General features: G+C 65.0%; 24 protein-coding genes and 5 tRNA genes. 19 read left to right on the forward strand and 10 right to left on the reverse strand.

Annotated features, from left to right (window positions below):
* The first annotated feature begins 2 nt into the window (after positions 1 to 2).
* From GTP55_RS23080 to GTP55_RS23145, 14 genes are all read left to right on the forward strand, one after another.
* The gene (locus GTP55_RS23080; protein ID WP_161047161.1) at positions 3 to 377 is read left to right on the forward strand and encodes a DUF4845 domain-containing protein; all 375 of its coding nucleotides are present in this window, start codon (positions 3 to 5) and stop codon (positions 375 to 377) included.
* Between the two features lie 15 nt (positions 378 to 392).
* Complete coding sequence (gene rnc, locus GTP55_RS23085; protein WP_161047162.1) at positions 393 to 1,187, forward strand: ribonuclease III; 795 nt, start codon at positions 393 to 395, stop codon at positions 1,185 to 1,187.
* Positions 1,188 to 1,199: 12 nt separating this feature from the next.
* Positions 1,200 to 2,105, forward strand: coding sequence for a GTPase Era (gene era / locus GTP55_RS23090; protein WP_110848724.1), 906 nt, complete (start codon positions 1,200 to 1,202; stop codon positions 2,103 to 2,105).
* Positions 2,106 to 2,117: 12 nt separating this feature from the next.
* Complete coding sequence (gene recO, locus GTP55_RS23095) at positions 2,118 to 2,963, forward strand: DNA repair protein RecO (RefSeq protein WP_161047163.1); 846 nt, start codon at positions 2,118 to 2,120, stop codon at positions 2,961 to 2,963.
* Positions 2,964 to 2,986: 23 nt separating this feature from the next.
* On the forward strand, positions 2,987 to 3,748 hold the full coding sequence (gene pdxJ, locus GTP55_RS23100) for a pyridoxine 5'-phosphate synthase (protein ID WP_161047164.1): 762 nt from the start codon (positions 2,987 to 2,989) through the stop codon (positions 3,746 to 3,748).
* Positions 3,745 to 4,140: a holo-ACP synthase gene (acpS, locus tag GTP55_RS23105; RefSeq protein ID WP_161047165.1), complete on the forward strand. Its 396-nt coding sequence runs from the start codon at positions 3,745 to 3,747 to the stop codon at positions 4,138 to 4,140. Before pdxJ ends, acpS begins: the two co-directional genes overlap by 4 nt.
* Positions 4,141 to 4,239: 99 nt before the next feature.
* A complete protein-coding gene (gene uvrC / locus GTP55_RS23110) occupies positions 4,240 to 6,102 on the forward strand; it encodes an excinuclease ABC subunit UvrC (RefSeq protein WP_161047166.1) in 1,863 nt (620 codons plus the stop codon).
* A gap of 98 nt (positions 6,103 to 6,200) precedes the next feature.
* Positions 6,201 to 6,782, forward strand: a complete 582-nt coding sequence (gene pgsA, locus GTP55_RS23115; protein WP_161047167.1) for a CDP-diacylglycerol--glycerol-3-phosphate 3-phosphatidyltransferase — start codon at positions 6,201 to 6,203, stop codon at positions 6,780 to 6,782.
* A gap of 98 nt (positions 6,783 to 6,880) precedes the next feature.
* Positions 6,881 to 6,956, forward strand: a tRNA-Gly gene (locus GTP55_RS23120).
* 70 nt (positions 6,957 to 7,026) lie between these two features.
* Positions 7,027 to 7,102: transfer RNA gene (locus tag GTP55_RS23125), tRNA-Gly, on the forward strand.
* A 46-nt stretch (positions 7,103 to 7,148) separates the two neighbouring features.
* A tRNA-Gly gene (locus tag GTP55_RS23130) sits at positions 7,149 to 7,224 on the forward strand.
* A gap of 57 nt (positions 7,225 to 7,281) precedes the next feature.
* A tRNA-Cys gene (locus tag GTP55_RS23135) sits at positions 7,282 to 7,355 on the forward strand.
* Between the two features lie 9 nt (positions 7,356 to 7,364).
* Positions 7,365 to 7,440: transfer RNA gene (locus GTP55_RS23140), tRNA-Gly, on the forward strand.
* Between the two features lie 207 nt (positions 7,441 to 7,647).
* Positions 7,648 to 8,562, forward strand: coding sequence for a CE1 family esterase (locus GTP55_RS23145; RefSeq protein ID WP_161047168.1), 915 nt, complete (start codon positions 7,648 to 7,650; stop codon positions 8,560 to 8,562).
* Between the two features lie 73 nt (positions 8,563 to 8,635).
* On the opposite strand, the gene GTP55_RS23150 is transcribed toward GTP55_RS23145, so the two are convergent.
* From GTP55_RS23150 to GTP55_RS23190, 9 genes are all read right to left on the reverse strand, one after another.
* The gene (locus GTP55_RS23150; protein WP_161047169.1) at positions 8,636 to 9,244 is read right to left on the reverse strand and encodes a response regulator transcription factor; all 609 of its coding nucleotides are present in this window, start codon (positions 9,242 to 9,244) and stop codon (positions 8,636 to 8,638) included.
* 47 nt (positions 9,245 to 9,291) lie between these two features.
* Complete coding sequence (locus GTP55_RS23155) at positions 9,292 to 9,909, reverse strand: pyridoxamine 5'-phosphate oxidase family protein (protein ID WP_161047170.1); 618 nt, start codon at positions 9,907 to 9,909, stop codon at positions 9,292 to 9,294.
* A 19-nt stretch (positions 9,910 to 9,928) separates the two neighbouring features.
* Positions 9,929 to 10,609, reverse strand: a complete 681-nt coding sequence (locus GTP55_RS23160; protein WP_161047171.1) for an isochorismatase family protein — start codon at positions 10,607 to 10,609, stop codon at positions 9,929 to 9,931.
* 12 nt (positions 10,610 to 10,621) lie between these two features.
* The gene (locus GTP55_RS23165) at positions 10,622 to 11,509 is read right to left on the reverse strand and encodes an alpha/beta fold hydrolase (protein WP_161047172.1); all 888 of its coding nucleotides are present in this window, start codon (positions 11,507 to 11,509) and stop codon (positions 10,622 to 10,624) included.
* Between the two features lies 1 nt (position 11,510).
* Complete coding sequence (locus GTP55_RS23170) at positions 11,511 to 12,218, reverse strand: alpha/beta fold hydrolase (RefSeq protein ID WP_161047173.1); 708 nt, start codon at positions 12,216 to 12,218, stop codon at positions 11,511 to 11,513.
* A 22-nt stretch (positions 12,219 to 12,240) separates the two neighbouring features.
* Positions 12,241 to 13,131 carry a LysR family transcriptional regulator gene (locus GTP55_RS23175; RefSeq protein WP_308494746.1) on the reverse strand — a complete coding sequence of 297 codons (891 nt, stop codon included), beginning with the start codon at positions 13,129 to 13,131 and terminating at the stop codon, positions 12,241 to 12,243.
* 162 nt (positions 13,132 to 13,293) lie between these two features.
* On the reverse strand, positions 13,294 to 13,944 hold the full coding sequence (locus tag GTP55_RS23180; protein ID WP_229258126.1) for a response regulator: 651 nt from the start codon (positions 13,942 to 13,944) through the stop codon (positions 13,294 to 13,296).
* A 109-nt stretch (positions 13,945 to 14,053) separates the two neighbouring features.
* Complete coding sequence (locus GTP55_RS23185; protein WP_161047175.1) at positions 14,054 to 14,533, reverse strand: nuclear transport factor 2 family protein; 480 nt, start codon at positions 14,531 to 14,533, stop codon at positions 14,054 to 14,056.
* 33 nt (positions 14,534 to 14,566) lie between these two features.
* A complete protein-coding gene (locus tag GTP55_RS23190; RefSeq protein ID WP_161047176.1) occupies positions 14,567 to 15,547 on the reverse strand; it encodes an alpha/beta fold hydrolase in 981 nt (326 codons plus the stop codon).
* A 205-nt stretch (positions 15,548 to 15,752) separates the two neighbouring features.
* Here GTP55_RS23190 and GTP55_RS23195 point away from each other — a divergent pair, with 205 nt between their 5' ends.
* Complete coding sequence (locus GTP55_RS23195; RefSeq protein WP_161047177.1) at positions 15,753 to 18,743, forward strand: sensor histidine kinase; 2,991 nt, start codon at positions 15,753 to 15,755, stop codon at positions 18,741 to 18,743.
* A gap of 25 nt (positions 18,744 to 18,768) precedes the next feature.
* Here GTP55_RS23195 and GTP55_RS23200 read toward each other — a convergent pair whose 3' ends face one another.
* A complete protein-coding gene (locus tag GTP55_RS23200) occupies positions 18,769 to 19,116 on the reverse strand; it encodes a DUF5335 domain-containing protein (RefSeq protein ID WP_161047178.1) in 348 nt (115 codons plus the stop codon).
* A gap of 181 nt (positions 19,117 to 19,297) precedes the next feature.
* On the opposite strand from GTP55_RS23200, the gene GTP55_RS23205 reads away from it, so the two are divergent.
* From GTP55_RS23205 to GTP55_RS23220, 4 genes are all read left to right on the forward strand, one after another.
* Positions 19,298 to 19,648 (forward strand): hypothetical protein, encoded by a 351-nt coding sequence (locus GTP55_RS23205; RefSeq protein WP_161047179.1) that lies wholly within the window; start codon positions 19,298 to 19,300, stop codon positions 19,646 to 19,648.
* 25 nt (positions 19,649 to 19,673) lie between these two features.
* Complete coding sequence (locus GTP55_RS23210) at positions 19,674 to 20,369, forward strand: ABC transporter ATP-binding protein (protein WP_161047180.1); 696 nt, start codon at positions 19,674 to 19,676, stop codon at positions 20,367 to 20,369.
* A complete protein-coding gene (locus tag GTP55_RS23215; RefSeq protein ID WP_161047181.1) occupies positions 20,366 to 21,451 on the forward strand; it encodes an HlyD family secretion protein in 1,086 nt (361 codons plus the stop codon). The genes GTP55_RS23210 and GTP55_RS23215 overlap by 4 nt, the downstream gene beginning before the upstream one ends.
* Positions 21,435 to 22,402: efflux transporter outer membrane subunit (locus tag GTP55_RS23220; RefSeq protein ID WP_161047182.1), on the forward strand; the 968-nt coding region annotated here is incomplete at its 3' end. The genes GTP55_RS23215 and GTP55_RS23220, both read left to right, overlap by 17 nt.

The following is a 22,402-nucleotide window of genomic DNA, read 5'->3' on the forward strand; positions in this document are numbered from 1 at the left end:
AGATGCACAAACGACAGCAGGGGATTTCGCTGGTAGGCTTGATCGTGGTGCTGGCGGCGCTGGGCTTCGTCCTGATGCTGGGCCTGAAGATCGTGCCGACCTACATGGAATACCGCGCGATCAAGAACGCCATCGTCACCGCCAAGGCCACCGGCGGCGGCGTGATCGAGATCCAGAAGTCGTTTGACGCCAGCGCCACCGCCGGCTATATCAGTTCGATCAGTAGCCGTGACCTGATTATTGAAAAAAACAACGGCGAGACCGATATCAGTTTCGCCTACGAGAAGAAAATCCCGCTGGTCGGACCGGCCAGCTTGCTGCTTGAGTATGAAGGCACCACCGCCAAAAGTGGCGCCACCCCCGCGAAAACCGAATAAAGAACCGATCACATAATGAATCTCCAGTTATTGCAAACTCGTTTAGGCTACACGTTCCAGGATGCTGGTCTTTTGCAGCAGGCCTTGACGCACCGTAGCCACAGCAGTGTGCATAATGAGCGGCTGGAATTCCTGGGCGACTCCATCCTCAACTGCGTGGTGGCGTCCATCCTGTACGACCGGTATCTGGACATCGACGAGGGCGACCTGTCGCGCCTGCGCGCCAACCTGGTCAAGCAGCAGTCGCTGTTTGAAATCGCCCAGAAGCTGGAACTGTCGCAGTTCCTGCGCCTGGGCGAGGGCGAATTGAAATCGGGCGGCTTCCGCCGGCCTTCGATCCTGGCCGATACGCTGGAAGCGCTGCTCGGCGCCATTTTCCTCGATGGCGGCTTCGAGCCGGCGCGCACCGCGATCCGCTCGTTCTACATCCCGATCCTCGATTCGGTCGATCCGCAAACGCTGGGCAAGGACGCCAAGACGCTGCTGCAGGAATTCCTGCAGGCGAAGAAAATCTCGCTGCCGCTGTACAACGTGATCGCCACCCATGGCGCCGCGCACAGCCAGGAGTTCGAGATTGAATGCCTGGTGCCCAAGCTCGGCATCCAGGTTTACGGTCGTGGCGGCAGCCGCCGCGCCGGCGAGCAGGCGGCCGCCAAGCTGGCCCTGGCCGCCGCCGAGGTGGCGGTGCAGAAAGCGCCGGCCGCCGCCCGCAAGTCCAAGCCGCGCGCCGCCCAGCTGAAGCTGGCCGGCATTGCCACCGTGCAGAGCAGCGACGCACCGTCGCCGACTGCCAAGGCCGCCAACAAATAAAAGAGAATTACCATGACAACCGAAACGACCTCCGCCAGCAACTACCGTTGCGGCTATATCGCCATTGTGGGCCGCCCCAACGTCGGCAAGTCCACGCTGATGAATACGCTGATTGGCGCCAAGGTCAGCATCACCTCGCGCAAGGCGCAGACCACGCGCCACCGCATCACCGGCATCCAGACCTATGACGACGCGCAGTTCATCTACGTCGATACGCCGGGCTTCCAGACCCGTCACGCCAATGCGCTGAACAAGACGCTGAACAAGACCGTCACCAACACGCTGATTTCGTCGGACCTGATCCTGTTCGTTATCGAAGCGGGCACCTTCGGCCCGGCCGACCAGCAAGTGCTGGACCTGCTGCCGACCGAAGTGCCGGTGGTCCTGGTGATCAACAAGGCCGACCGCGTGAAGGACAAGGCCGCGCTGATGCCGTTTGCGCAGCAGGTTGCCGCCAAGTTCAACTTCGCCGCCATCGTGCCGGTATCGGCCAAGTTGCGCTTCCAGCTGGACGGCCTGGAAAAAGAACTGAAACGCCTGCTGCCGGAAAACGAAGCGATCTTCGGCCCGGACGACATCACCGACCGCAGCGAGAAGTTCATGGCGTCGGAAATCGTGCGCGAGAAGCTGTTCCGCTTTGTCGGCGACGAACTGCCGTACACCAGCACCGTGCTGATCGAACAATTCGAGCAGGAGGGCGACTTGCGCCGCGTGTTTGCCGCCATCCTGGTGGAACGCGACACCCACAAGTCCATGATCATCGGTAACAAGGGCGCGCGCCTGAAGGAAGTGTCGACGCAGGCGCGTCTCGACATGGAAAAGCTGTTCGGCGGTCCGGTGTACCTGGAAATCTGGGTCAAGGTCAAATCCGGCTGGGCTGATAACGAAGCGGGCCTGCGCGCTTACGGCTACGAGTAACCCATCGCCAGCATGTCCACCACGCCAGACGCCACCTTGGACGCACCGCCAGCGGCGGTGACGGCGGAGGCGGACGTGCCTGCCGCACCGGTCGTCACGCCGGCGCCGGCCAGGCGACCGCGCGCGCTGTCGCGCGAGCGCACCATCGGCACCAAGGTCGCCGGCCAGCCGGCCTTCGTCCTGCACAGCTATCCCTACAAAGAAACCAGCCTGATTATCGACCTGTTCACGCGGGACTTCGGCCGCGTGGCCTTGATCGCCAAGGGCGCCAAGCGGCCGCATTCGCAACTGCGCGGTGTGCTGCAAACCTTCCAGCCGCTGTCCAGCAGCTGGGTCGGCAAATCCGAACTGCGCACGCTAACCGACGCCGAATGGGTGGGCGGCATGCTGCCGCTGGAGAAAACCGCGCTGCTGTGCGGCTTCTACCTGAACGAACTGCTGGTCAAGCTGCTGGCGCGCGACGACGCCCATCCGGCCTTGTTCGACCATTACGTCTCCACGCTCAACCAGCTGGCGCACAACGAGCCGGCGTCCATCGTCTTGAGAAAATTCGAACGGGCCTTACTTAAAGAGACAGGCGTGGCCGCCGACCTGGCGCGCTGCGTGGAAACGCGCCGCGCGGTGCAGGCCGGCGTCACCTACGTGGTCGATCCCGAGCGCGGCCCGCGTCCCGAACGCGCCGCCGACCCGTGGCCGCGCGTGGCCGGCAAGACGCTGCTCGACATGGAATGTGAAAATTACGAAGACATCGCCACGCAAGCCCAAAGCAAGCAGCTGATGCGCTTCCTGGTGGCGCACCACCTGAATGGCGCGCCGTTGAACACCCGCCAGATCCTGATCGATCTTAGTCAGCTATAAATCCAGTTATAAGAGAAAAAACAATGAGCTTCCTGCAACCGTCCGGCACCATCATCGACCTTGGCGTGAACATCGACCACGTGGCGACCCTGCGCAACGCGCGCGGCACCAAATACCCGGACCCGATCCGCGCCGCGCTGCTGGCCGAGCAGGCCGGCGCCGACTGCATCACGCTGCACCTGCGCGAAGACCGCCGCCACATCAAGGACGCCGACGTCATCGCGCTGGCGCCACAGCTGATCACCCGCATGAACCTGGAAGCCGCCGTCACGCAGGAGATGATCGACTTCGCCTGCCGGATCAAGCCGGCCGACGTCTGCCTGGTGCCGGAAAAACGCACCGAAGTCACCACCGAAGGCGGCCTCGATGTGGCCGGCAACTTCAACGCCGTCGAGCGCGCGGTCAAGCAGCTGCAAGCCGAAGGCATCCGCGTCAGCCTGTTCATCGACGCTGACGAGGCGCAGATGGACGCCACCGCCGCTCTCGGCGCCCCGGTGATCGAACTGCACACCGGCCGCTATGCCGACACCGAAGGCGCCGAGCAGGCGGCCGAACTGGAACGCATCCACCGCGGCGTGCTGTATGGCGTCGGCAAAGGCCTGAAGGTCAACGCCGGCCACGGCCTGCACTACACCAATGTGCAGGCGATTGCCGCGATTCCGGAAATCGCCGAACTGAACATCGGCCACGCCATCGTCGCGCACTCGGTGTTCGTCGGCTGGGAAAACGCCGTGCGCGAAATGAAGGCCATCATGGTCTCGACCCGCATCGGACGCACGCTGTGATTTACGGCATCGGCACCGACATCTGCAAGATTCCGCGCATTGAAGCGGCGCTGGAACGCCACGGCGACCGCTTTGCGAAAAAGATCCTCGGGCCGCAGGAGATGGAGAAGTACCTGGCGCGCAAGGCCAAGCATCCGGTGCGCGGCATCCGCTTCGTGGCGACCCGTTTCGCCGCCAAGGAAGCCTTCGCCAAGGCCATCGGCCTGGGCATCCGCATGCCGATGACCTGGCCGGCCGCGCAGATGCTGAATCATCCGAGCGGCAAGCCGATGATCGTCTGCAGCGGCGTGCTGAAAGAATTCATGGACAAGCATAAGCTGTCGGCCCAGGTGACCGTCAGCGACGAAGAGGACTACGCCGTCGCCTTCGTCATCGTTGAACAAGCAAACTAGAGTTGCGTCGTTACCGCGCAGGCGGGAACCCATAGAACGCCTGCTCAGCATGGATTCCCGCCTACGCGGGAATGACGGCGTAGCGGCTTGAGGTGAGAATTGACTAACGAAGTAAACATCACGCCGGACCCGCGCGAACAGGTGCTGGCCACGGTCGCCAAGCTGCCCAACCTGCCGGGCGTGTACCGCTATTTCGACGCCGAGGACAATGTGCTCTACGTCGGCAAGGCGCGCGACCTGAAGAAGCGCGTATCGAGCTACTTCCAGAAGAACCTGGCCAGCCCGCGCATCGCCATGATGGTCGAGCGCATTGCGCGGCTGGAGACCACCGTCACCCACAGCGAGGCGGAAGCGCTGATCCTTGAGAACAACCTGATCAAGGCGCTGGCGCCGCGCTTCAACATCCTGTTCCGCGACGATAAATCCTACCCGTACCTGAAGATCACCGGCGGCGATGCGCCGCGCATGGTCTACTACCGCGGCGCGGTCGACAAGAAGAACCAGTACTTCGGCCCTTTCCCCAGCTCGTGGGCAGTCAAGGAATCGATGCAGATTTTGCAGAAGGTATTCCAGATCCGCACCTGCGAGGAAAGCGTCTACGCCAACCGCACGCGTCCCTGCCTGCTGCACCAGATCGGCCGCTGCAGCGCGCCGTGCGTCGATTTGATCAGCAAGGAAGACTACAAGCTCGATGTCGACAACGCCGCGCGCTTCCTGCGCGGCCGCCAGTCCGAAGTGCTGGAGGACCTCGAGAAGAAAATGCACGCCTACGCGGCCGACCTCAAATTCGAGCAGGCGGCATCGGTGCGCAACCAGATCCAGTCGCTGTCGCGCGTGCTGCACCAGCAAAGCATGGAGACCACCGGCGACGCCGACGTCGACATCATCGCGGTGCTGGTGCAGGGCGGGCGCGCCTGCGTCAACCTGGCGATGGTGCGCGGCGGCCGTCACCTGGGCGACCGCGCCTACTTCCCGACCCACGTCAGCGACGCCGAGGCGATTGCCGAAGATCCGATCGAAGTCGAGGTGCTGGCCGCCTTCCTGGCGCAGCACTATGCCGACAAGTTCATTCCCGGCACGCTGATCCTGAATATCGAATTCAACCACCCGGCGCTGATCCAGGCCTTGCAGGAACAGTGCGGCCACCGCATCAACCTGATCTTCCAGCCGCAGGACCAGCGCCGCAAATGGCTGGAACTGGCGCAGAAGGGCGCCGAGATCTCGCTGGCGCGGCTGCTGTCGGAGCAGGGCTCGCAGCAATCGCGCACGCGCGCGCTGGTCGAGGCCTTGCAGCTGGAGCCGGAAGACATCGACGCGCTGCGCATCGAGTGCTTCGACATCTCGCATACGCAGGGCGAGGCCACGCAGGCGTCATGCGTGGTGTTCCATCACCACCAGATGCAAAATGGCGAATACCGCCGCTACAACATCAACGACATTACGCCGGGCGACGATTACGCCGCCATGCGCCAGGTGCTGTTCCGCCGCTACGAAAAGGTGGCCAACGGCGACGGCGTGATGCCGGACGTGGTGCTGATCGACGGCGGCAAGGGCCAGATCGAAATGGCGCGCCAGGTGTTCGCCGAACTGGGGCTGGACATCAGCCTGATCGTCGGCGTCGCCAAAGGGGAAGGGCGGCGCGTCGGCCTGGAGACGCTGATGTTCGTCGACGGCCGGCCGTCGCAGGAGCTGGGCAAGGAATCGGCGGCGCTGATGCTGGTGGCGCTGATCCGCGACGAGGCGCACCGCTTCGCCATCACCGGCATGCGCGCCAAGCGCGCCAAAACGCGGCAGACCTCGCGCCTGGAGGAAATCGAAGGCATTGGCGCCAAACGCCGTCAGCGCCTGCTGGCGCGCTTCGGCGGCCTGCGCGGCGTAGTCAACGCCAGCGTGGAAGATCTGAAAACAGTTGAAGGCATTTCCAGCGCGCTGGCCGAGGAAATCTACAAGCAGCTGCATTGATGGCGGCGGCGCGTGCAACGGTGCTGGTTTAATGCGCGGGGTCAAGGTAGACTAGCGGCGCATTACAAAATTTCATCGCCGCACATCACTTTTAGCTTATGCCCTTCAATATTCCGATCCTGTTGACCTGGTTGCGCGTTGCGCTGATTCCGCTGGTGGTGGGCGTCTACTACCTTCCCACCACGATGCTGCCGGTAGCAGATCAGAATCTGGCGGCCACGCTGGTGTTCATCGTGGCCGCCATCACCGACTGGTTCGACGGCTTCCTGGCCCGGCGCTGGAACCAGACCTCGGCTTTCGGCGCCTTCCTCGACCCGGTGGCCGACAAGCTGATGGTGGCCGGCGCCTTGCTGGTGCTGGTGCAGCTGGACCGCGCCAATGCCGTGCTGTCGTTCATCATCATCGGCCGCGAGATTGCCATTTCGGCGCTGCGCGAATGGATGGCGCAGATCGGCGCCTCCAAGTCGGTGGCGGTCAGCTCGCTGGGCAAGATCAAGACCACGGCGCAGATGATGGCCATCCCGCTGCTGCTGTTCCATGACGTGCTGTGGGGCGCGCTCGACACCCAGTTCTGGGGTTCGCGCCTGCTGGAAGTGGCGGCGGTGCTGACCGTGTGGTCGATGTTCTACTACCTGCGTCTGGCGTGGCCGCTGATCAAGGAAAAGTCGGGCCAGCTGTAACCGTATAAACAATATTTTTATTGAGCAAAGATTTGGGCATTGACAGGCGGCATAGATCCTCTATAATGCTGGCCTGTTGTTGATGACAACGCAGCAAAGCGGGAGTAGCTCAGTTGGTAGAGCGCAACCTTGCCAAGGTTGAGGTCGAGAGTTCGAGACTCTTCTCCCGCTCCAAACGAAGTCATCGAAAACAAGTAGTACTAGCAAAAACAGCAGTCACCTGCTAAGATGCTGGACTCCAAATGCGGGAGTAGCTCAGTTGGTAGAGCGCAACCTTGCCAAGGTTGAGGTCGAGAGTTCGAGACTCTTCTCCCGCTCCAGTTTCCCCGGAAACCGGCTGGCGCAGTAAAAATAGCAACACTCCATGCGGGAGTAGCTCAGTTGGTAGAGCGCAACCTTGCCAAGGTTGAGGTCGAGAGTTCGAGACTCTTCTCCCGCTCCAGAATTCTGGATTGCAGCGCGTAACCCCGCTGTGGTCTTGCAGTAAAAAGTTTCCTCTGGCGAGGTAGCAAAGCGGTTATGCAGCGGCCTGCAAAGCCGTCTAGGTCGGTTCGACTCCGATCCTCGCCTCCAAAGCTCCATGCGGGAGTAGCTCAGTTGGTAGAGCGCAACCTTGCCAAGGTTGAGGTCGAGAGTTCGAGACTCTTCTCCCGCTCCAAAATGAAGAAGGGCAGCCATGTGGCTGCCCTTTTTGCATTCTCCACGCGCATGCCGCGCTATTGGACGCTTCGGCCTGCGCTGGCTGGTAAGCAAGCAAGACTCTGGACCAAGTAATCAGTGGGAGGGACGCTGCGGGACCGGCGGGGCCGCCATCTAGGCGCCGCAATATGCTAGGCTTGCGCGCACTGAACCCGGAGAACAGCACATGACAGCATACCAGCGCTTCGCCACGCCATTCGCAGCCTTATCCCTTGGATTGGCAGCGCAAGCAATGGCACAGACGGTACAGCAATTCGAGGTGCCCGGCGAGTTGCCAGTCGCGCTGTATAGTCCCGCGTCGGTCAAGCCGGGCGTGAAAGCGCCGCTGGTATTCCTGCTCCACGGAAGCTCGGGAGATGGGCTCTCCATATTAAGCAACTCCGGTTTGAAAGCAGCCGCTGACAAACATGGCTTTATCATCGCGGCGCCGACCGGCGCAATTCATCTCGGCAAAGGATTTGCGTGGAATGTGCCGGGCGTCGCGACAGTCAGTGGCAAGCCTCCCGGCGCAGGCGACAGGGATGACGTCAAATACATGCTGTCCATCCTGGACGCACTGGTCAAGCAAGGCAGCGTTGACCGCAGCCGGGTCTACGCCACCGGCATCTCCGGCGGCGGACGCATGACCAGCTGGCTGGGCTGCGTTGCCTCGACGCGCTTTGCGGCCATCGCGCCGGTGGTGGGTCTGCGCGCTGGAACACCGCTCAAGTCAGATCCGGCCCGTCCCGACCCCGCGAGCTGCCAGCCAGACTCACCCCTGCCGATCATCGCCTTCGCTGGAAACAAAGATACCGTCAATCCAATGGAAGGCGGCGGCGCGCCATATTGGCAGTACTCGATGCGTTCCGCCGAGATCCGATGGGCCATGCTGAATCACTGCCAGACTTCCCCGGTCACGAAAACAATCTCGCCAGCCCTCTATCAGGAACGCTATGAAGGCTGCCGGGATAATGCCGTGGTCACCGCCTACATTACCGAGGGAGGAGGACACAGCTGGCTCGCCGACAATGACGTGATGTGGGCTTTCTTTAAAAACTACGCGCGGGCCGGGGATGGCAGGCTAGTGAAGATGGCTGACTAAAGAGGCATGGGGCGCACAGTTGGTCGCCCCGGCTTCGCTCTCTCCCGTCAGGACCGCGCGCCGCTCAGCTGCGTTAAAGTCTGGCGCCAGGCTGCTTGAACAGGCCACGACGTTCCGCGACAGCGGCCGCCTCGGTGCGGTTGTTCGCTTCCAGTTTCTGAAAAATTGCTTTCATGTGGGTCTTGACGGTGTCGGGCGCAATCGCCAGCCGGCGGGCGACCGTTTTGTTGCAGCATCCTTCGGTGACCAGCCGCAGCACATCGCTCTCGCGTCCGGTCAGGCCGCGCCCGGTCATGCTGTCGGCCAGGCGGCACGCGGCGACCGGGCAGACATAGCGGACGCCCCGGTGTACTGAGCGGACGCCTTCGAACAGCTGGTCGGACGTGCCGCCGAGAATGTGATAGCCGTGCGCGCCGCATGCAAACGCATGGCGGATTTCCGATTCGGTCTCGCGCCCGCTCAGAATGAGCACCCTGGCCGAGCCGGCGTGCCGGCCGCGCTGGCCTTGGGCGATAGCCAGCAACGCCAGCGCGGCCTCATAATCCGCCACCACGACGTCCGTCCCGGATGGCGCCAGCCCATCCTGCCGGCCGGCCGGGGCAGGCGAGGGCGCCAATGTAAAGTCGTCCTGCCTGCCCAGCATGTCCACCAGACCCGCTGCGACAAATGGCTCTCTATGCAAGACCATTACCTTGATCGCTGCCTCTGACCCCATGATCTTCCTCGCCTTCAAAGGTTGAGTTTTGCCCGCAGCGCAGCATTCTCACGCTCCAGCTGCTCGATGCGCTCGCGTAACGGTTGCGCCACGGTGGCAATCTGCGCTTCAGTGAAGCGCCGGGTAATGTGTTGCGGGCAGTTCCAGTCGAACGCCTGTAGCCGCAACTTGAAGATCCGTTCCGGCTTCGCCCCGTATCCCTTGTCCAATACGCGCTCCGTCAGCAGCGGATCGGCATCCAGCGCCAGGGTTTCGACGTGCGCGTAAATCTTCAGGCGCGCGCGGCGGGGATAGTCGACCAGGATCATGCAGGCGCGGTCACTGGCCTTGAAGTTGCCGGTGCTGATGTACTGCCGGTTGCCGCGATAGTCGGCAAAGGCCAGCGTCTGGTGGTCCAGCATTTTCAGAAAACCCGGCGGCCCGCCGCGATGCTGGACGTAAGGCCAGCCGGTTTCCGACACCGACGCCAGGTACAAGGTATCTTGCTGGGCAATGAACTCAGCCTCCTGGTCGCTGAAGCGATCGAAGTCGCGATGTCCGCTGAAATCGGCCCACAGGTGATCTGCACCCATCTCCGCCTGTGCGGCCTGCACGCTCGGGGTGCGTGCAATATCCATGAATCCATATGCCATAGCAAGCTCCTTCGCTGTTCTAACGTGCGTCCCTGGCGGCCTGCTGCGCGCGGGCGTAGCTCTCCATCACGGCCGCATAATTCGGCGTGACCAGCGCATACAGCTGCGCCAGGTCGGCCGCTTCCGGACGCGCCCAGGTACGGTGAAGTTCCGATAGCAACGCGTTGGTGGAGGTCGGCTTGACGCCGCCCTGCACGAAGCGCGCCAGCGAGACGCGGGACGCCATGTCGCTGGGGTCGCCGGAGGCGTCGATGACGGCATACACATCGTAGCCGGCCGCAACGGCGTCCAGCGCCGGGAACATCACGCACACACTGGTCCAGACGCCTGCCATCACCAGCGTTTTGCGGCCGGTGGCACGCACTTGCGCGACAAAGTCTTCATTGTCCCAGGCGTTCACTTCGCCTTTGCGCGGCACGTAGACGGCGTGCGGCGCCAGCTCGTGGATTTCCGGCATCAGCGGGCCGTTGCTGCCGGCCGGTTCCGACGCGGTGGTGATCACCGGAATGTTCAGCAAGGTGCACAGGCGGGCGATCATCGACACGTTGCGGCGCAGGTCGGCGACCGCGATATCCTTGACGGTCTGGAACAGGCCGGACTGGTGATCGAGCAGCAGCACCAGGGTGTCGGCCGGGTCCAGCAGCCGGGCGCCGCCGCCGGTTGGCAGCACGCTGGCTTTGGTGGTTGAGGTGGTTTGCATGGTGATTCTCCTTTATTTGAGTAAATGGCGTCCGAGGAATTCCCGGATCGGTGGGACCATCTCGTCCAGCTTGTCCTCCAGTGCGAAATGGCCGGTATCGAGGTGATGCAGTTCTGCCTGCGGCAGGTCGCGCAGGAAGGCGGTCGCGCCTTCTGGCAGGAAGATCGGATCGTTGGCGCCCCATAGAATCAACGCCGGCGGCTGCGCGGCGCGGAAATAATCATGGAATGCCGGATACAGCGCGACGTTGGTCCGGTAGTCGTACATGATGGCGAGCTGAATCGCGTCGTTGCCGGGACGATCGAGGAAAAACTGGTCGTGGATCCAGGCGGCCGGATCGATCCGGGACTCGTCCTTCACCCCGGCCACATATTGGAAACGGGTCGCGTCGAGCTGCAGGAAGGGCCGCATGGCGTCGCGGTTGGCTTCGCTGTTATCGGCCCACAGCGCGCGCGTGGTGGCCCAGAAGTCGCCCATGCCGTCCTCGTAGGCGTTGCCGTTCTGGATGACCAGCGCCGCTACCCGCTCGGGGTGCAGCAGCGCCAGGCGGAAGCCGACCGGCGCGCCGTAATCCATCACGTAGAGCGCGTAGCGTTCGGCGCCCAGCTGGACCAGCAGGTGATCGACGATGTCCGCGAAGCCCGCAAAGCCATACGGGAATGCCGCCGGCGACGGCATGTCCGACAGGCCGAAGCCGGGCAGATCCGGCGCAATCACCCGGTAACGGTCGGCCAGCGCCGGGATCAGGTTGCGGAACATGTGCGACGAGCTGGGGAAGCCATGCAGCAGCACCACGACCGGCGCGTCGGCAGGCCCGGCTTCACGGTAAAAGATGTTCAGGCCGGCGATGCTGGCCAAGCGATGGCGGGTGGCCGGCGGGGTGGTGTAAGCGGTGCGCATGTCAGTCCGCCTGCCGGGCTGCGTCTTCGATAAACGTGGCTGTCTCGTACGGCCGCGCCAGCATCACCGCATGGCTGCTTGCAATCTCGGCCGTACGGGCGCCGGCCCGGCTGGCCATGTGGCGCTGCGCCCGGGGCGGTATCATCAAATCGTCCACCGCAACCAGGTAATGGGCCGGCTTGCTTTTCCACGCGGCGCGCGTCACCGTGGCCGTCACCGCGCCCAGTCCCCACGGCACTTGCGACGCCGCCATGAAGCGCGTCCGCTCCAGGCCGACATCCGCGCCGAACGCGTCGGGAAAGCGCTCGGGATCGACCATCAGGAAGCCATCCTGCGGCGGCAGCACCGGCGCTGTGGCTTCGCCCGGTTCCGCCGGCTGCGCGCTGAGCGAGGCCACCGACTCCCCGACGTCGGGAACGAAGGCCGCCAGGTACACTACCGCGATGACCTTGGGATGGTCGCCGGCCTCGGTGACGACCGCGCCACCATAACTGTGGCCCACCAGTACCACCGGATGGCGGGCCTGGGCGATCACGCGTTCGGTGGCGGCGACGTCGCCTTCCAGCGTGAGCGTCGGGTTCTGCACCACCAGCACTTCGTACCCGCGGGCCGTCAGGATCGCATGCACCGTCTGCCAGCCGGAGCCGTCGACAAACGCGCCATGCACCAGCACTACCGATACTTTTTTAGCTAAGCTACCAGTGTTCATATCGTTTCCTTTTTCGTTAGTATTAACCAGCGTGATTCATGTACGGGTGCGTGCGCAGGGACGCGGCCAGCAAGTCGATGAAGTGGCGCACCTTGGGCGATCCGAACTGGCTTTCCCGGTGCAAAATGTGGACGGGTAGCGGCGCTTCCTCGTGCTCGGCGAGAATGATTTTCAGACGGCCCTCCGCCAGCGCGGCGCCGACCGTATAGCACATCAGGCGGCAGATCCCCAGTCCGGCCAGCACCGCCTCGATCGCTTCATCGTTGCTGGTGACGGTCAGGCGCGGTTTGATCCGCACCGAGGTGCGGTTGCCGGCGCCGCCGAACTTCCACTCCACGCTCTGCGCCACGCCTGCGGTCGCGACCACCGTATGCCGCTGCAAGTCGGCGGGACACTGCGGCACCCCGTGCCGGGCCAGGTATTCCGGCGAGGCGCACAGCACCCGCCGCACCTGGCCGACACGCAGCCCCTTTGCGCTGGAGTCCGGCAGGTTGCCGATCCGCACCGCCACGTCGATGCCTTCGTCCACCAGGTTGACGACGCGGTCCAGGAAGTGGCCGGAGACTTCAACCTCGGGATAGCGTTTCAGGAACTCGACGATGCAGGGCATGATGAACAGGCGTCCGTAACCGGCCGGCGCGGTGACCGAGAGTTCGCCCTTGGGCGCGGCATTGCCGCCGGCGGCGACCTCGTTGGCTTCGGCAATGCTGGCCAGGATCTCGCGACTATCGCTCAGGTAGCGCCGTCCCACTTCCGTGAGCCGGACATTGCGCGTGGTACGGCGCAGCAGGCGGACGCCCAGCAACGCCTCCAGCCCGCCGATGGCGCGCGTCACGGACGCCGGCGACAAGTCCAGCCGCCGCGAAGCGCCGACAAAGCTTTCTTGCTCGCCCACCGCAACAAAGACTTGCATGAGATGTATCTGATCCATAACTTGGCTTCTGTAGATTGATTGGCAGGGATACCGAATCCATAAAAGCAAGTTTGACCGATTTTTATCGCTTTATCGCAGTGCGGTGGAAAGATGGTGGCGCGTTTCCCCCCGTAATGGGGGGAGCTGCAACAGAGGGGGAAATCAGAGACTGAGGATGCCGCGTTGCAGGGCGATCATCACCGCATGGGCACGGTCGCGCGCCTGCAGCTTTAGCAGGATGCTGCTGACGTAGCCTTTGACGGTTTCGGGCGAGAGGCTCAAGGCCTCGGCGATGGAGACATTGGAGTTGCCGTTGGCGACCAGCTTGAGCACATCGACTTCGCGCCCGGTGATCGCATTGCCGTTGCGGGTCGCTAGCAAGGCGTGCGCCAGCGAGGGTGGAATGCACTGGCCGCCGGCGTGGACGTGGCGCACGGTCTCCAGCAGCGTCTTGCGCACCGAACTCTTGAACAGATAGCCGACCGCGCCGACCTTGATGGCGCGCGCGGCGTTGACATCGCCTTCCAGCGTGGTCAGCACCACGATGCGGGCGGCGGGGAATTCGGCGCGGATGGCGACGATGACGTCAATCCCGCTCATGTCGGGCATTTGCAGATCGATCAGGGTCACGGCAGGGCGTTTTTCGCGGAACAACGCGATGCCCTCCGCGCCGTTGGCGGCCTGGCCGACCAGGTACAGGTCCGCTTCGTTGGCGATGACGCTGGCGATGCCCTGCTGAAACAGGGGATGGTCATCCACTGTGAGAATAGTGATCGGTAGCGGCTGGTAAGCGTTCATGCGGGTGGGGTACATCGGGGTCTGTCGTGACTAAATGGCAAGCCTACAGCAGTCACAACACAAGCTCAATACCTCGATGGAGTACCCCACCCACGGCGATCGCCGCGCCGCGCGCCGGCGCAGCCTACAGGCCCAGTTCAGTCAGGCCGGGATGGTCATCCGGCCGACGCCCCAGGGGCCAGTGGAATTTTCGCTCGGCGTCGGTGATCGGCAAATCGTTGATGCAGGCAAAGCGCCGCTGCATCAAACCATGCTCATCGAACTCCCAGTTCTCGTTGCCATACGAGCGAAACCAGTTGCCCGAGTCATCGTGCCACTCGTAGGCATAGCGCACCGCGATGCGCTTCTCGCCGAATGCCCACAATTCCTTGATCAGGCGATACTCGCGCTCCCTGGCCCACTTGCGCGTCAGCAGTTGCACGATCTCCGGCCGGCCGTTGGCGAACTCGGCGCGGTTGCGCCAGCGGCTGTCCGGGGTGTACGCGAGGCTGACTTTTTCGGCATTGCGCGTATTCCAGCCATCCTCGGCGAGGCGTACTTTCTCGATCGCGGACGCGTGGTTAAACGGCGGCAGCGGCGGCCGTGTTTCAGTGGTTGCTGTCATGCTTGCTCCTGTGCTGGTTGACGGTGCGGGCTATCACGGCTTCAGCGTGCGCGCCAGGAATTTGCGCATCAGGCCGGCGATGACGGCGCTGTCTTCTTCCAGCGCGAAATGGCCGGTATCGAGCAGGTGCAGTTCCGCCTTCGGCAGGTCGCGCAGGTAGGGATGGGCGCCGGCGGCCGGGAAGATCTTGTCGTTCTTGCCCCAGACGATCAGCATCGGCGGTTGGTGCTTGCGGAAGTAGGCCTGCCATTCCGGATAGTGGCCCGGATTGGTGCCGTAGCTGTAGAACATTTCCAGTTGAATGTCCTTGTTGCCCGGACGGTCCATCAAGGCCTGGTCGATGGTCGCGGCGTCGGGGCTGATGTGGGTCTGGTCGCGGTAGCCTTCCGAGTACTGCCACTTGGTGGCCGGCATTTCGAACAATTGGCGCAGCGGCTTGCCATTGGCTTCCGTTTTAGCGGCCCAGTATTTCTTGGCCGGCACCCAGAAGTCGTTGTCGAGCCCCTCGTCATAGGCGTTGCCGTTCTGGACCACGATGGCGCTGACGCGCTCCGGGTGGGCGGCGGCGATGCGGTAGCCGATCGGCGCGCCATAGTCCTGTACATACAGCGCGTAGCGCGAGACGCCGACGGCGGTGGTGAACTTGTCGATGATGCTGGCCAGGTGGTCGAAGCTGTATTCGAACTTGTCCATCGGCGGCATGTCGGACTGGCCGTAGCCTGGATAGTCCGGCGCGATGATGTGGTAGCGGTCGGCCAGCATCGGGATCAGGTTGCGGAACATTTGCGACGAGGTCGGGAAGCCGTGCAGCAGCAGCAGCGTCGGCGCGTTCTTCGGTCCCGCCTCGCGGTAGAAGATATTCACGCCATCGACCTTGACGGTGCGGTAGCTGACGCTGGCGGTGCTGGCGACATTGGCTGCTGGTGCGGCGGCGGTCGCGGCCTGCGCGGTGTGGGCCAGTACCACCAAGCTGAAGGCGGCCAGGCTGTGGCCAAGTGTGCGGGAAGGGTTCATGGTGACGTCCTCGATAAAATAAGACCGGGTTTAAGGTTCTTGAATTGTAGAAACTGGAACGCGGCGCGTGAACGACTCCCGGTGCAATTGTAAATTTTAGCTAACGCAACGATGTTCCCCCAATGTGGGTAGGCCTCGCCGTCCGGGGAATTAGATTGGCATAATGAAAAGGAGCTTTCCCACCCCACACACCTTGACGATAACCATGAAAACAATCCTGGCAGTGGCAGTCACGGCCTGGCTGGCGCTGGGTGGTCTGCGGCCCGCCGGCGCTGCGCCCGTCCCGGGCCGGCCGCCAGGGCTGATCGACATGCAGCACACGGCATGGACTGCCCGCGATGGCGCGCCGCCCAACATCCAGGACATTGAACAGACCGACGACGGCTGGCTGTGGCTCGGCACCGGGGATGGACTCTATCGTTTTGACGGCGCCCAATTCGAGCTGTACCAGCCGCGCTCCGGCAGCCTGTTCAGCAGCGGGATTCTGGCCATGGGACGCCTTGCCGACGGCCGCTTGTGGATGTCGTTTACCGGTGGTGGACTGGCGCTCTTGCAGGGTGATGTGTCGACAACCTACGACAAGGCAGACGGCCTGCCGCGTGCTGCGGTGTACAAAGTGGTGCAGGAAGCCAACGGGCGCTTATGGGTTGCCACGTCTAGCGGCATCGCCCAGTTGGAACCGGGCGCCAGGCGCTGGACCGACGCCAATGCGGCGCTTGGCCTGCCGGCCAAATTCCTGGCCCTCGATTTGATGCAGGACCGGCGTGGCACTTTCTGGCTGCTGAGTCCTGCCGGCCTGTTCTCGCGCCCGCCCGGCGCACGGGTGTTTGCCAAGGTGGCGGAACAGCACGTTGCCGGCCGGCTGGCGGAAACACCGGATGGCCGGGTGTGGGCATCCCAGCCCGGCGGTCACGGCATGCAGCTGGTGTACGCACCGCCAGACCTCAAGGCCGCAGTGCCGGATATGTCGATGGCCGACACCATCAAGTTCATGTTCGACCATGCGGGCAATCTATGGTCTGCGGCGCATGAGGGCGTGCGTCAGGTGACGTTTGAGGGCGGCAAGCCCGTTGTGCGCGAATTTACCGCGCAGCAGGGGCTGACCGGTACGTCGGTCTCGGCGCTACACCAGGACCATGAAGGCAATATCTGGATTGCGACCCCCGAAGGCCTGGATCAGTTCCGTTCCCGCCGCGTGCAGGAGCTGCAGTTGGCGCCGATGCTGACCTTTGGCCCCCCCTTGCTGGCCGGCAGTCATGGCGATGTCTGGATCGACCAGTATTACTATTCCGCGCTGGGCGCCGCGCCGCTGCATTATGGCCCGGGCGCCGGCGACGCCACGCTGGTGATGACGCTTTATCGCGATCCGCGCGGCCAGGTATGGAGCGGGGCACGCGACGGCCTGTGGCAGGTCAACGGCAAGCAGCGTGTGCACATTCCACCACCAGCCGATCTCGGCAAACGTCGCTTCATAGCCATTCTCGATATGGTGATGGATGCCGACGGCGGCCTGTGGGTGTCGTTTGCCGGCAGCGGCGTGTTCCGGCTCAAGGATGGCGCCTGGGCCGCGTTGGGCGGCTTGTCTGAGCTGGACAAAGCGGTGGTGGTGAGCATGGCGGCCGACACGGCTGGCCGCCTCTGGTTCGCCACGGTTGACAATGTGGTGTTCAAGCTGGAGGGCAGCAAGGTAACCAAACTGGGCGCGAAAGAAGGGCTGAAGCTGGGGGAGATCGATGCCATCACGCCGTATCGCAATGGCGTGCTGGTGGGCGGTCTACCGGGTCTGATGTGGTTTGACGGCAAGGTGTTCCGATCGCTGAAGGGCGCCAACGAGGCGCGCTTTTCCGGTGTCAAGGGCGTGCTGGTGGCGCCCGATGGCCGGGTATGGATCAATTCTTCGCAAGGCCTGCAGGCGATTGACGCCAAAGAAATGGATCGGGCGATGCAGGAGCCGGACTATGCGGTGCGCGTCGTCCAGTTCAATTTCAACGACGGCGTGCGCGGGATCTCGGCCAACGAGTCATCCACGCCGCGCCTGACACGGCTCAGCACCGGTGAACTGCTGTTTGCGACCAGCAGCGGTGTTTACCGGCTCGACCCGCAGCGCTACCCGACCAATCCGTCGCCACCACCGGTGCATATCACCGGGATCTGGTCGGACAAGGCGGCCCAGCCATTGCGGCCAGCGCAGCCGCAAGTGTACCTGCCGCCATCGCCGGAAAGCGTGCGCATCGATTACACCGCGCTGAGCCTGACGCTGCCGCAGCGGGTGCAGTTCCGCTATCTGCTCGAAGGCGTGGACACCCAATGGCAGGAGGCCGGCAACCGCCGTTCGGCGTATTACACCACGCTGGCGCCGGGCAGTTACCGCTTCCGCGTGCTGGCCGCCAACGAAGACGGCGTGTGGAACACCGAGGGCGCCAGCGTGCTGCTGGTGGTGCCGCCAACGCTGGTGCAAACGGCGTGGTTCAAGCTGCTGTGCGTGGCGCTGGTGGCGCTGCTGGCATGGGGCGTCCACCGCTTGCGGCTGCGCCAGGCGTTGCGCCGCATGCAGCGCAGCTTCGACGTACGCGCCGCCGAGCGCGAGCGTATCGCCCGTACGCTGCACGACACCTATCTGCAAGGCGTGCAGTCGCTGATCCTGCGCTTCAACAGTATCAAAGCGGCGCTGCCGCCGAACGACGCGGTTCGGCAGCATATTGACGCCGCGCTCGATGCCGCCGACGCCGTGGTCGAGGAGGGCCGCGACCAGTTGCTGGAGCTGCGCGTCCACGCCGTCTGCCAGGGCGAGCTGGCGCCGGCGCTGGAGGCCGCCTGCGGCGCGGCCTGCCAGCAGCAGGGCGTGGCGTTCGCGCTGGACGAGCAGGGGCCGCGGCGCGCCCTGAAGGCCGAGGTCAAGGACGAGCTGTTTGCCATCGCCCGCGAGGCGGTGGCAAACGCGGTGCGCCATTCCGGCAGTGACCAGGTGCGGGTCCAGCTGGTCCACGACAGCGCCGGCGTCACGCTGCAAGTGCGCGACCAGGGCAAGGGCTTTGACGATCACGTGCTCCCGGTCGCGCAGCGGGCGCGCCATTGGGGACTGACCGGCATGCGCGAGCGCGCCACCCGCATCGGCGCCACACTGACGATCGACAGCAAACCCGGTGCCGGGACTGTGGTCGAGGTGGCACTGCGCGCCAGAGTGGCCTATCGGTAGGGCGAGCGACGGTGACGCCAGCCGCTCAGGCCGGCGCCGCGCCCGGCAAGCCGAGCGGCGAGCGAAAGCGGATGATCTGGCTGTTGCCGTCGCCGTCGATCGCATGGATGGAGTGCAGCTCGGCGCCGTCGCTGTCGACGAAGATTTGTCGCGGATGCCGGATCATGTGGTCCAGGCCGTCGGCCATGACGGCCAGCAGGTCGTTTTTCGGATCGTAGGTGACGCCGAACACCGGCAGCCATGCGGCGGCCACCTGGCTGCCCAGGCTGAGCGCGGCGATTTCGATGTCGACCTGTTTGCCTGCCAGCCCCCTGGAGACAGTGTCGAAATAGGCGCCCCAGGCGTCTCTGGCCAGTTCGAAGGTCTTGCTCATGGTGGCTCTCCGGTGTCGGTTTGGCGGTGGCGAATGGAGGATTGGACCGGGCGCGCGGCGCGCAGTTCCCGCCACATGCCGGCGCGCTGCGGAATGCCCTGGCTTTGATCTGGATCTAGGAATGCGCTGGAGTGCGCGGCGATGCCGCGATTATGCTGGGTGTTCCGATCTGGAGGACGTGATGAATTCCGATACAGCGCCTGCGGCAACATCCGGCCGCGCCAAGGCGGGCGCGCAGGTGATGGGCGGCGCCGAGCAGGCAGGCAAGCCCACCAGCAATTTGAAGGGCCGGCGGCGGCTGCTGGCTGGCGCCGCCCGGCGCAAGCTGGCCAGGCGCCTAGCCTGGACGGTGGTCTTTTCCGCCGACGAATACCAGGCGCTGCAAGCGCTGCGTCGCGCGCTGCGCGCGGCCAGCGGCCGCAAGCTGGGGAAAAGCATGCTGCTGCGCCTCGCCTGCCGGCTGTTGTTGCGGCAGCCGCGGCGCGTCATCGACGCCGAACTGGCCGCACTGCCCGAAGTCGAGCGGCGCTGAGCGGCCACCACCGCGCGGAGCGAGCATGGACACACTAGCGATCAAGGCCAGCGGCATCGTCAAGTACTTCGGCGATGGCCAGACCCGGACGGTGGCGGTCGATCACGTCAGCCTGGAAGCGCGCTGCGGCGAGATGCTGTATATCGTCGGTCCGTCCGGCAGCGGCAAGACCACGTTGCTGAGCATTATTTCCGGCATCCTGCGGCCCAGCGCCGGCACGGTGATGCTCGGCGGCACCGACATCTGGCGGCTGACGCCGGACGCGCTGGCCGAGTTTCGCTTGCATACCATCGGCTTCGTATTCCAGGATTATCACCTGTTTCCGCGCCTGACCACGGCGGAGAACGTCGCCATTCCGCTGATCCTGAAGCGCCGGCCGTGGAACGACGCCCTCGCCGAGGCGCTGCATTACCTCGACATCGTCGGCCTGGGAGACCGCGCGCAGCTGCCGCCGGTCAAGCTCAGCGGCGGCGAGCAGCAGCGGGTGGCGATCGCCCGCGCCATCGTCGGCCAGCCCGACCTGCTGGTGCTGGACGAGCCGACCGCCTCGCTCGATGGCGACACCGGCAAGAAAATCCTGACCTTCGTGCGCGATGACGTGCTGACGGCGCGCCGCTGCATCCTGATCGTCACCCACGATGCGCGCATCTTCGAGTTCGCCGACCGCGTGCTGACGATGGAGGACGGCCGGCTCAGCACCCATGCGCGAGCGGCGCCATGAACCGGCGCCTGATCTTCGTGCTGGCGGGCGCGGGCGTCGCCGTGGCGCTGGCCGGCGCCTGGTGGTCCGGCGGCGACAGCGGCGCCCAGCCGCCGGTGTTCCGGCCGGCGCCCAATCCCTACGCCGATGGCCTCTACGCCAACGGCATCGTCGAGAGCGACCAGCCCAGCGGCGCCAACGTCAACGTCTATCCGGAGGTGGCCGGCACTGTCCGCCAGATCCTGGTCCGGGAAGGCGAGCGGGTGCGGGCCGGCACGCCGTTGCTGCGGCTGGACGACACGGTGCAGCGCGCGCTGTCCGGCCAGCAGCAGGCGCAGGCGCAGGCGGCGCTGGCGCAATGGCGGCAACTACGGGCGCAGCCGCGCGCAGAAACGCTGGCGGTGGCCCAGGCGCAGCTCGATCTGGCTGCGGCCAACGAAAAGACCGCCAGCGACCAGCTGGCCAAGCAGCAGCGCGCCGCCGCCATCGACGCGCGCGCGGTCAGCGCCGAGGCGCTCGACAACGCCGCCAACGCGCTGGCGGCGGCGCAGGCCAGCCGCGCGGTGGCCGGCAAACAATACGCGCTGCTGCGCGCCGGCGCCTGGCGCTTCGACCTCGACAGCCAGCAGCGTCAGTACGAGGCCAGCCAGAAGGCGGCGCAGAGCGCGGCCGCGCTGCTGGAGCGCTACACCGTGCGGGCGCCGGTCGACGGCGTGGTGCTGGCGCTGCGCGCCGCGGTCGGCGCCTATGCCTCGTCCCAGGGCGTCTACGACACCTACACGCAGGGCTATGCGCCGCTGCTGGTGATGGGCGGCGGCGACCAGCACCTGGGCGTGCGCTGCTATATCGACGAGATCCTGATCAGCCGCATTCCGCCCGCCGGCCAGATCGCCGCGCAGATGTTTGTACGCGGCACCAACATCCGGGTGCCGCTCGAATTCGTGCGGATCCAGCCCTACGTCGGGCCGAAGATCGCCTTGTCCGACCAGCGCCAGGAGCGGGTGGACCTGCGCGTGCTGCCGGTGGTCTTCCGCTTCCAGCGCCCGCCGGCGCTGCAGCTGTATCCCGGCCAACTGGTGGACGTGTATGTGGGCCGCAAATAAGCCGGCCCGGCGGCCGCGTCCGTCATGCCGGACAGCGCTGGCGCTGTCGGCGCTGTCGGCGTTGCTGGCGGCCTGCGCCGCCGGTCCCGATTTCGTGCGGCCGGCGGCGCGCTATCTGGCCGTCACCCCGGCTACGGTCGGTGCCGACCCGGCGCAGGCGCTGCAGGTCGGCGGCGCGGTGGCGGCCGACTGGTGGCGGTTATTTCAGGCGCCCGCGCTGGACGCGGCGCTCGGCGCGGCGCTGGCCGCCAATCCCAGCCTGCAGGCGGCCGAAGCCAGCCTGCGGCAAAGCCAGGCCAGCCTGCGCGCCGGCGCCGGCGTGTTCTATCCGCAGCTCGACCTGAGCCTGAGCGCGCAGCGCCAGCGCCAATCGCCGCTGCGCGCGGCCGGCGCCGGTGCGGGCGTGTACAACCTGGTCACGCTGAGCGTGGCCGTCAGCTATGCGCTCGACGTGTTCGGCGGCCAGCGGCGCGCGGTCGAGGCGCTGGCGGCGCAGGCCGACGCCCAGCACGCCGCCCTGCAGGGCGCCTACCTGACGCTGTCCGGCAATGTGGTCAACAGCCTGATCGCGCGCGCCGCCTACCGGGCGCAGATCGAGGCCACCGGCCGCTTCATCGCGCGCCAGCAGGACCAGCTGGCGATCGCCGAGGCGCGCGCGACGGCCGGCATCGCGCCATACACCGACGTGCTGGCGGTCCGCAGCCAGCTGGCGGCCAGCCGCGCGCTGGTGCCGCCGCTGTTGCACAAGCAGGACCAGGCCGACCATCTGCTGGCCAGCCTGTCCGGCGTCAGCCCGGGGCAATGGCGCGCGCCCGTGCTGGAGCTGGCGGCGCTGGCCCTGCCAGCGCAATTGCCGTTGAGCCTGCCCTCCGAGCTGGTGCGCCAGCGCCCGGACGTGCTGGCGGCCGAGGCCCGGCTGCACGGCGCCAGCGCCGCCATCGGCGTCGCCAC

This window comes from Duganella margarita, from assembly GCF_009857535.1.
GTDB lineage: Bacteria > Pseudomonadota > Gammaproteobacteria > Burkholderiales > Burkholderiaceae_D > Rugamonas > Rugamonas margarita.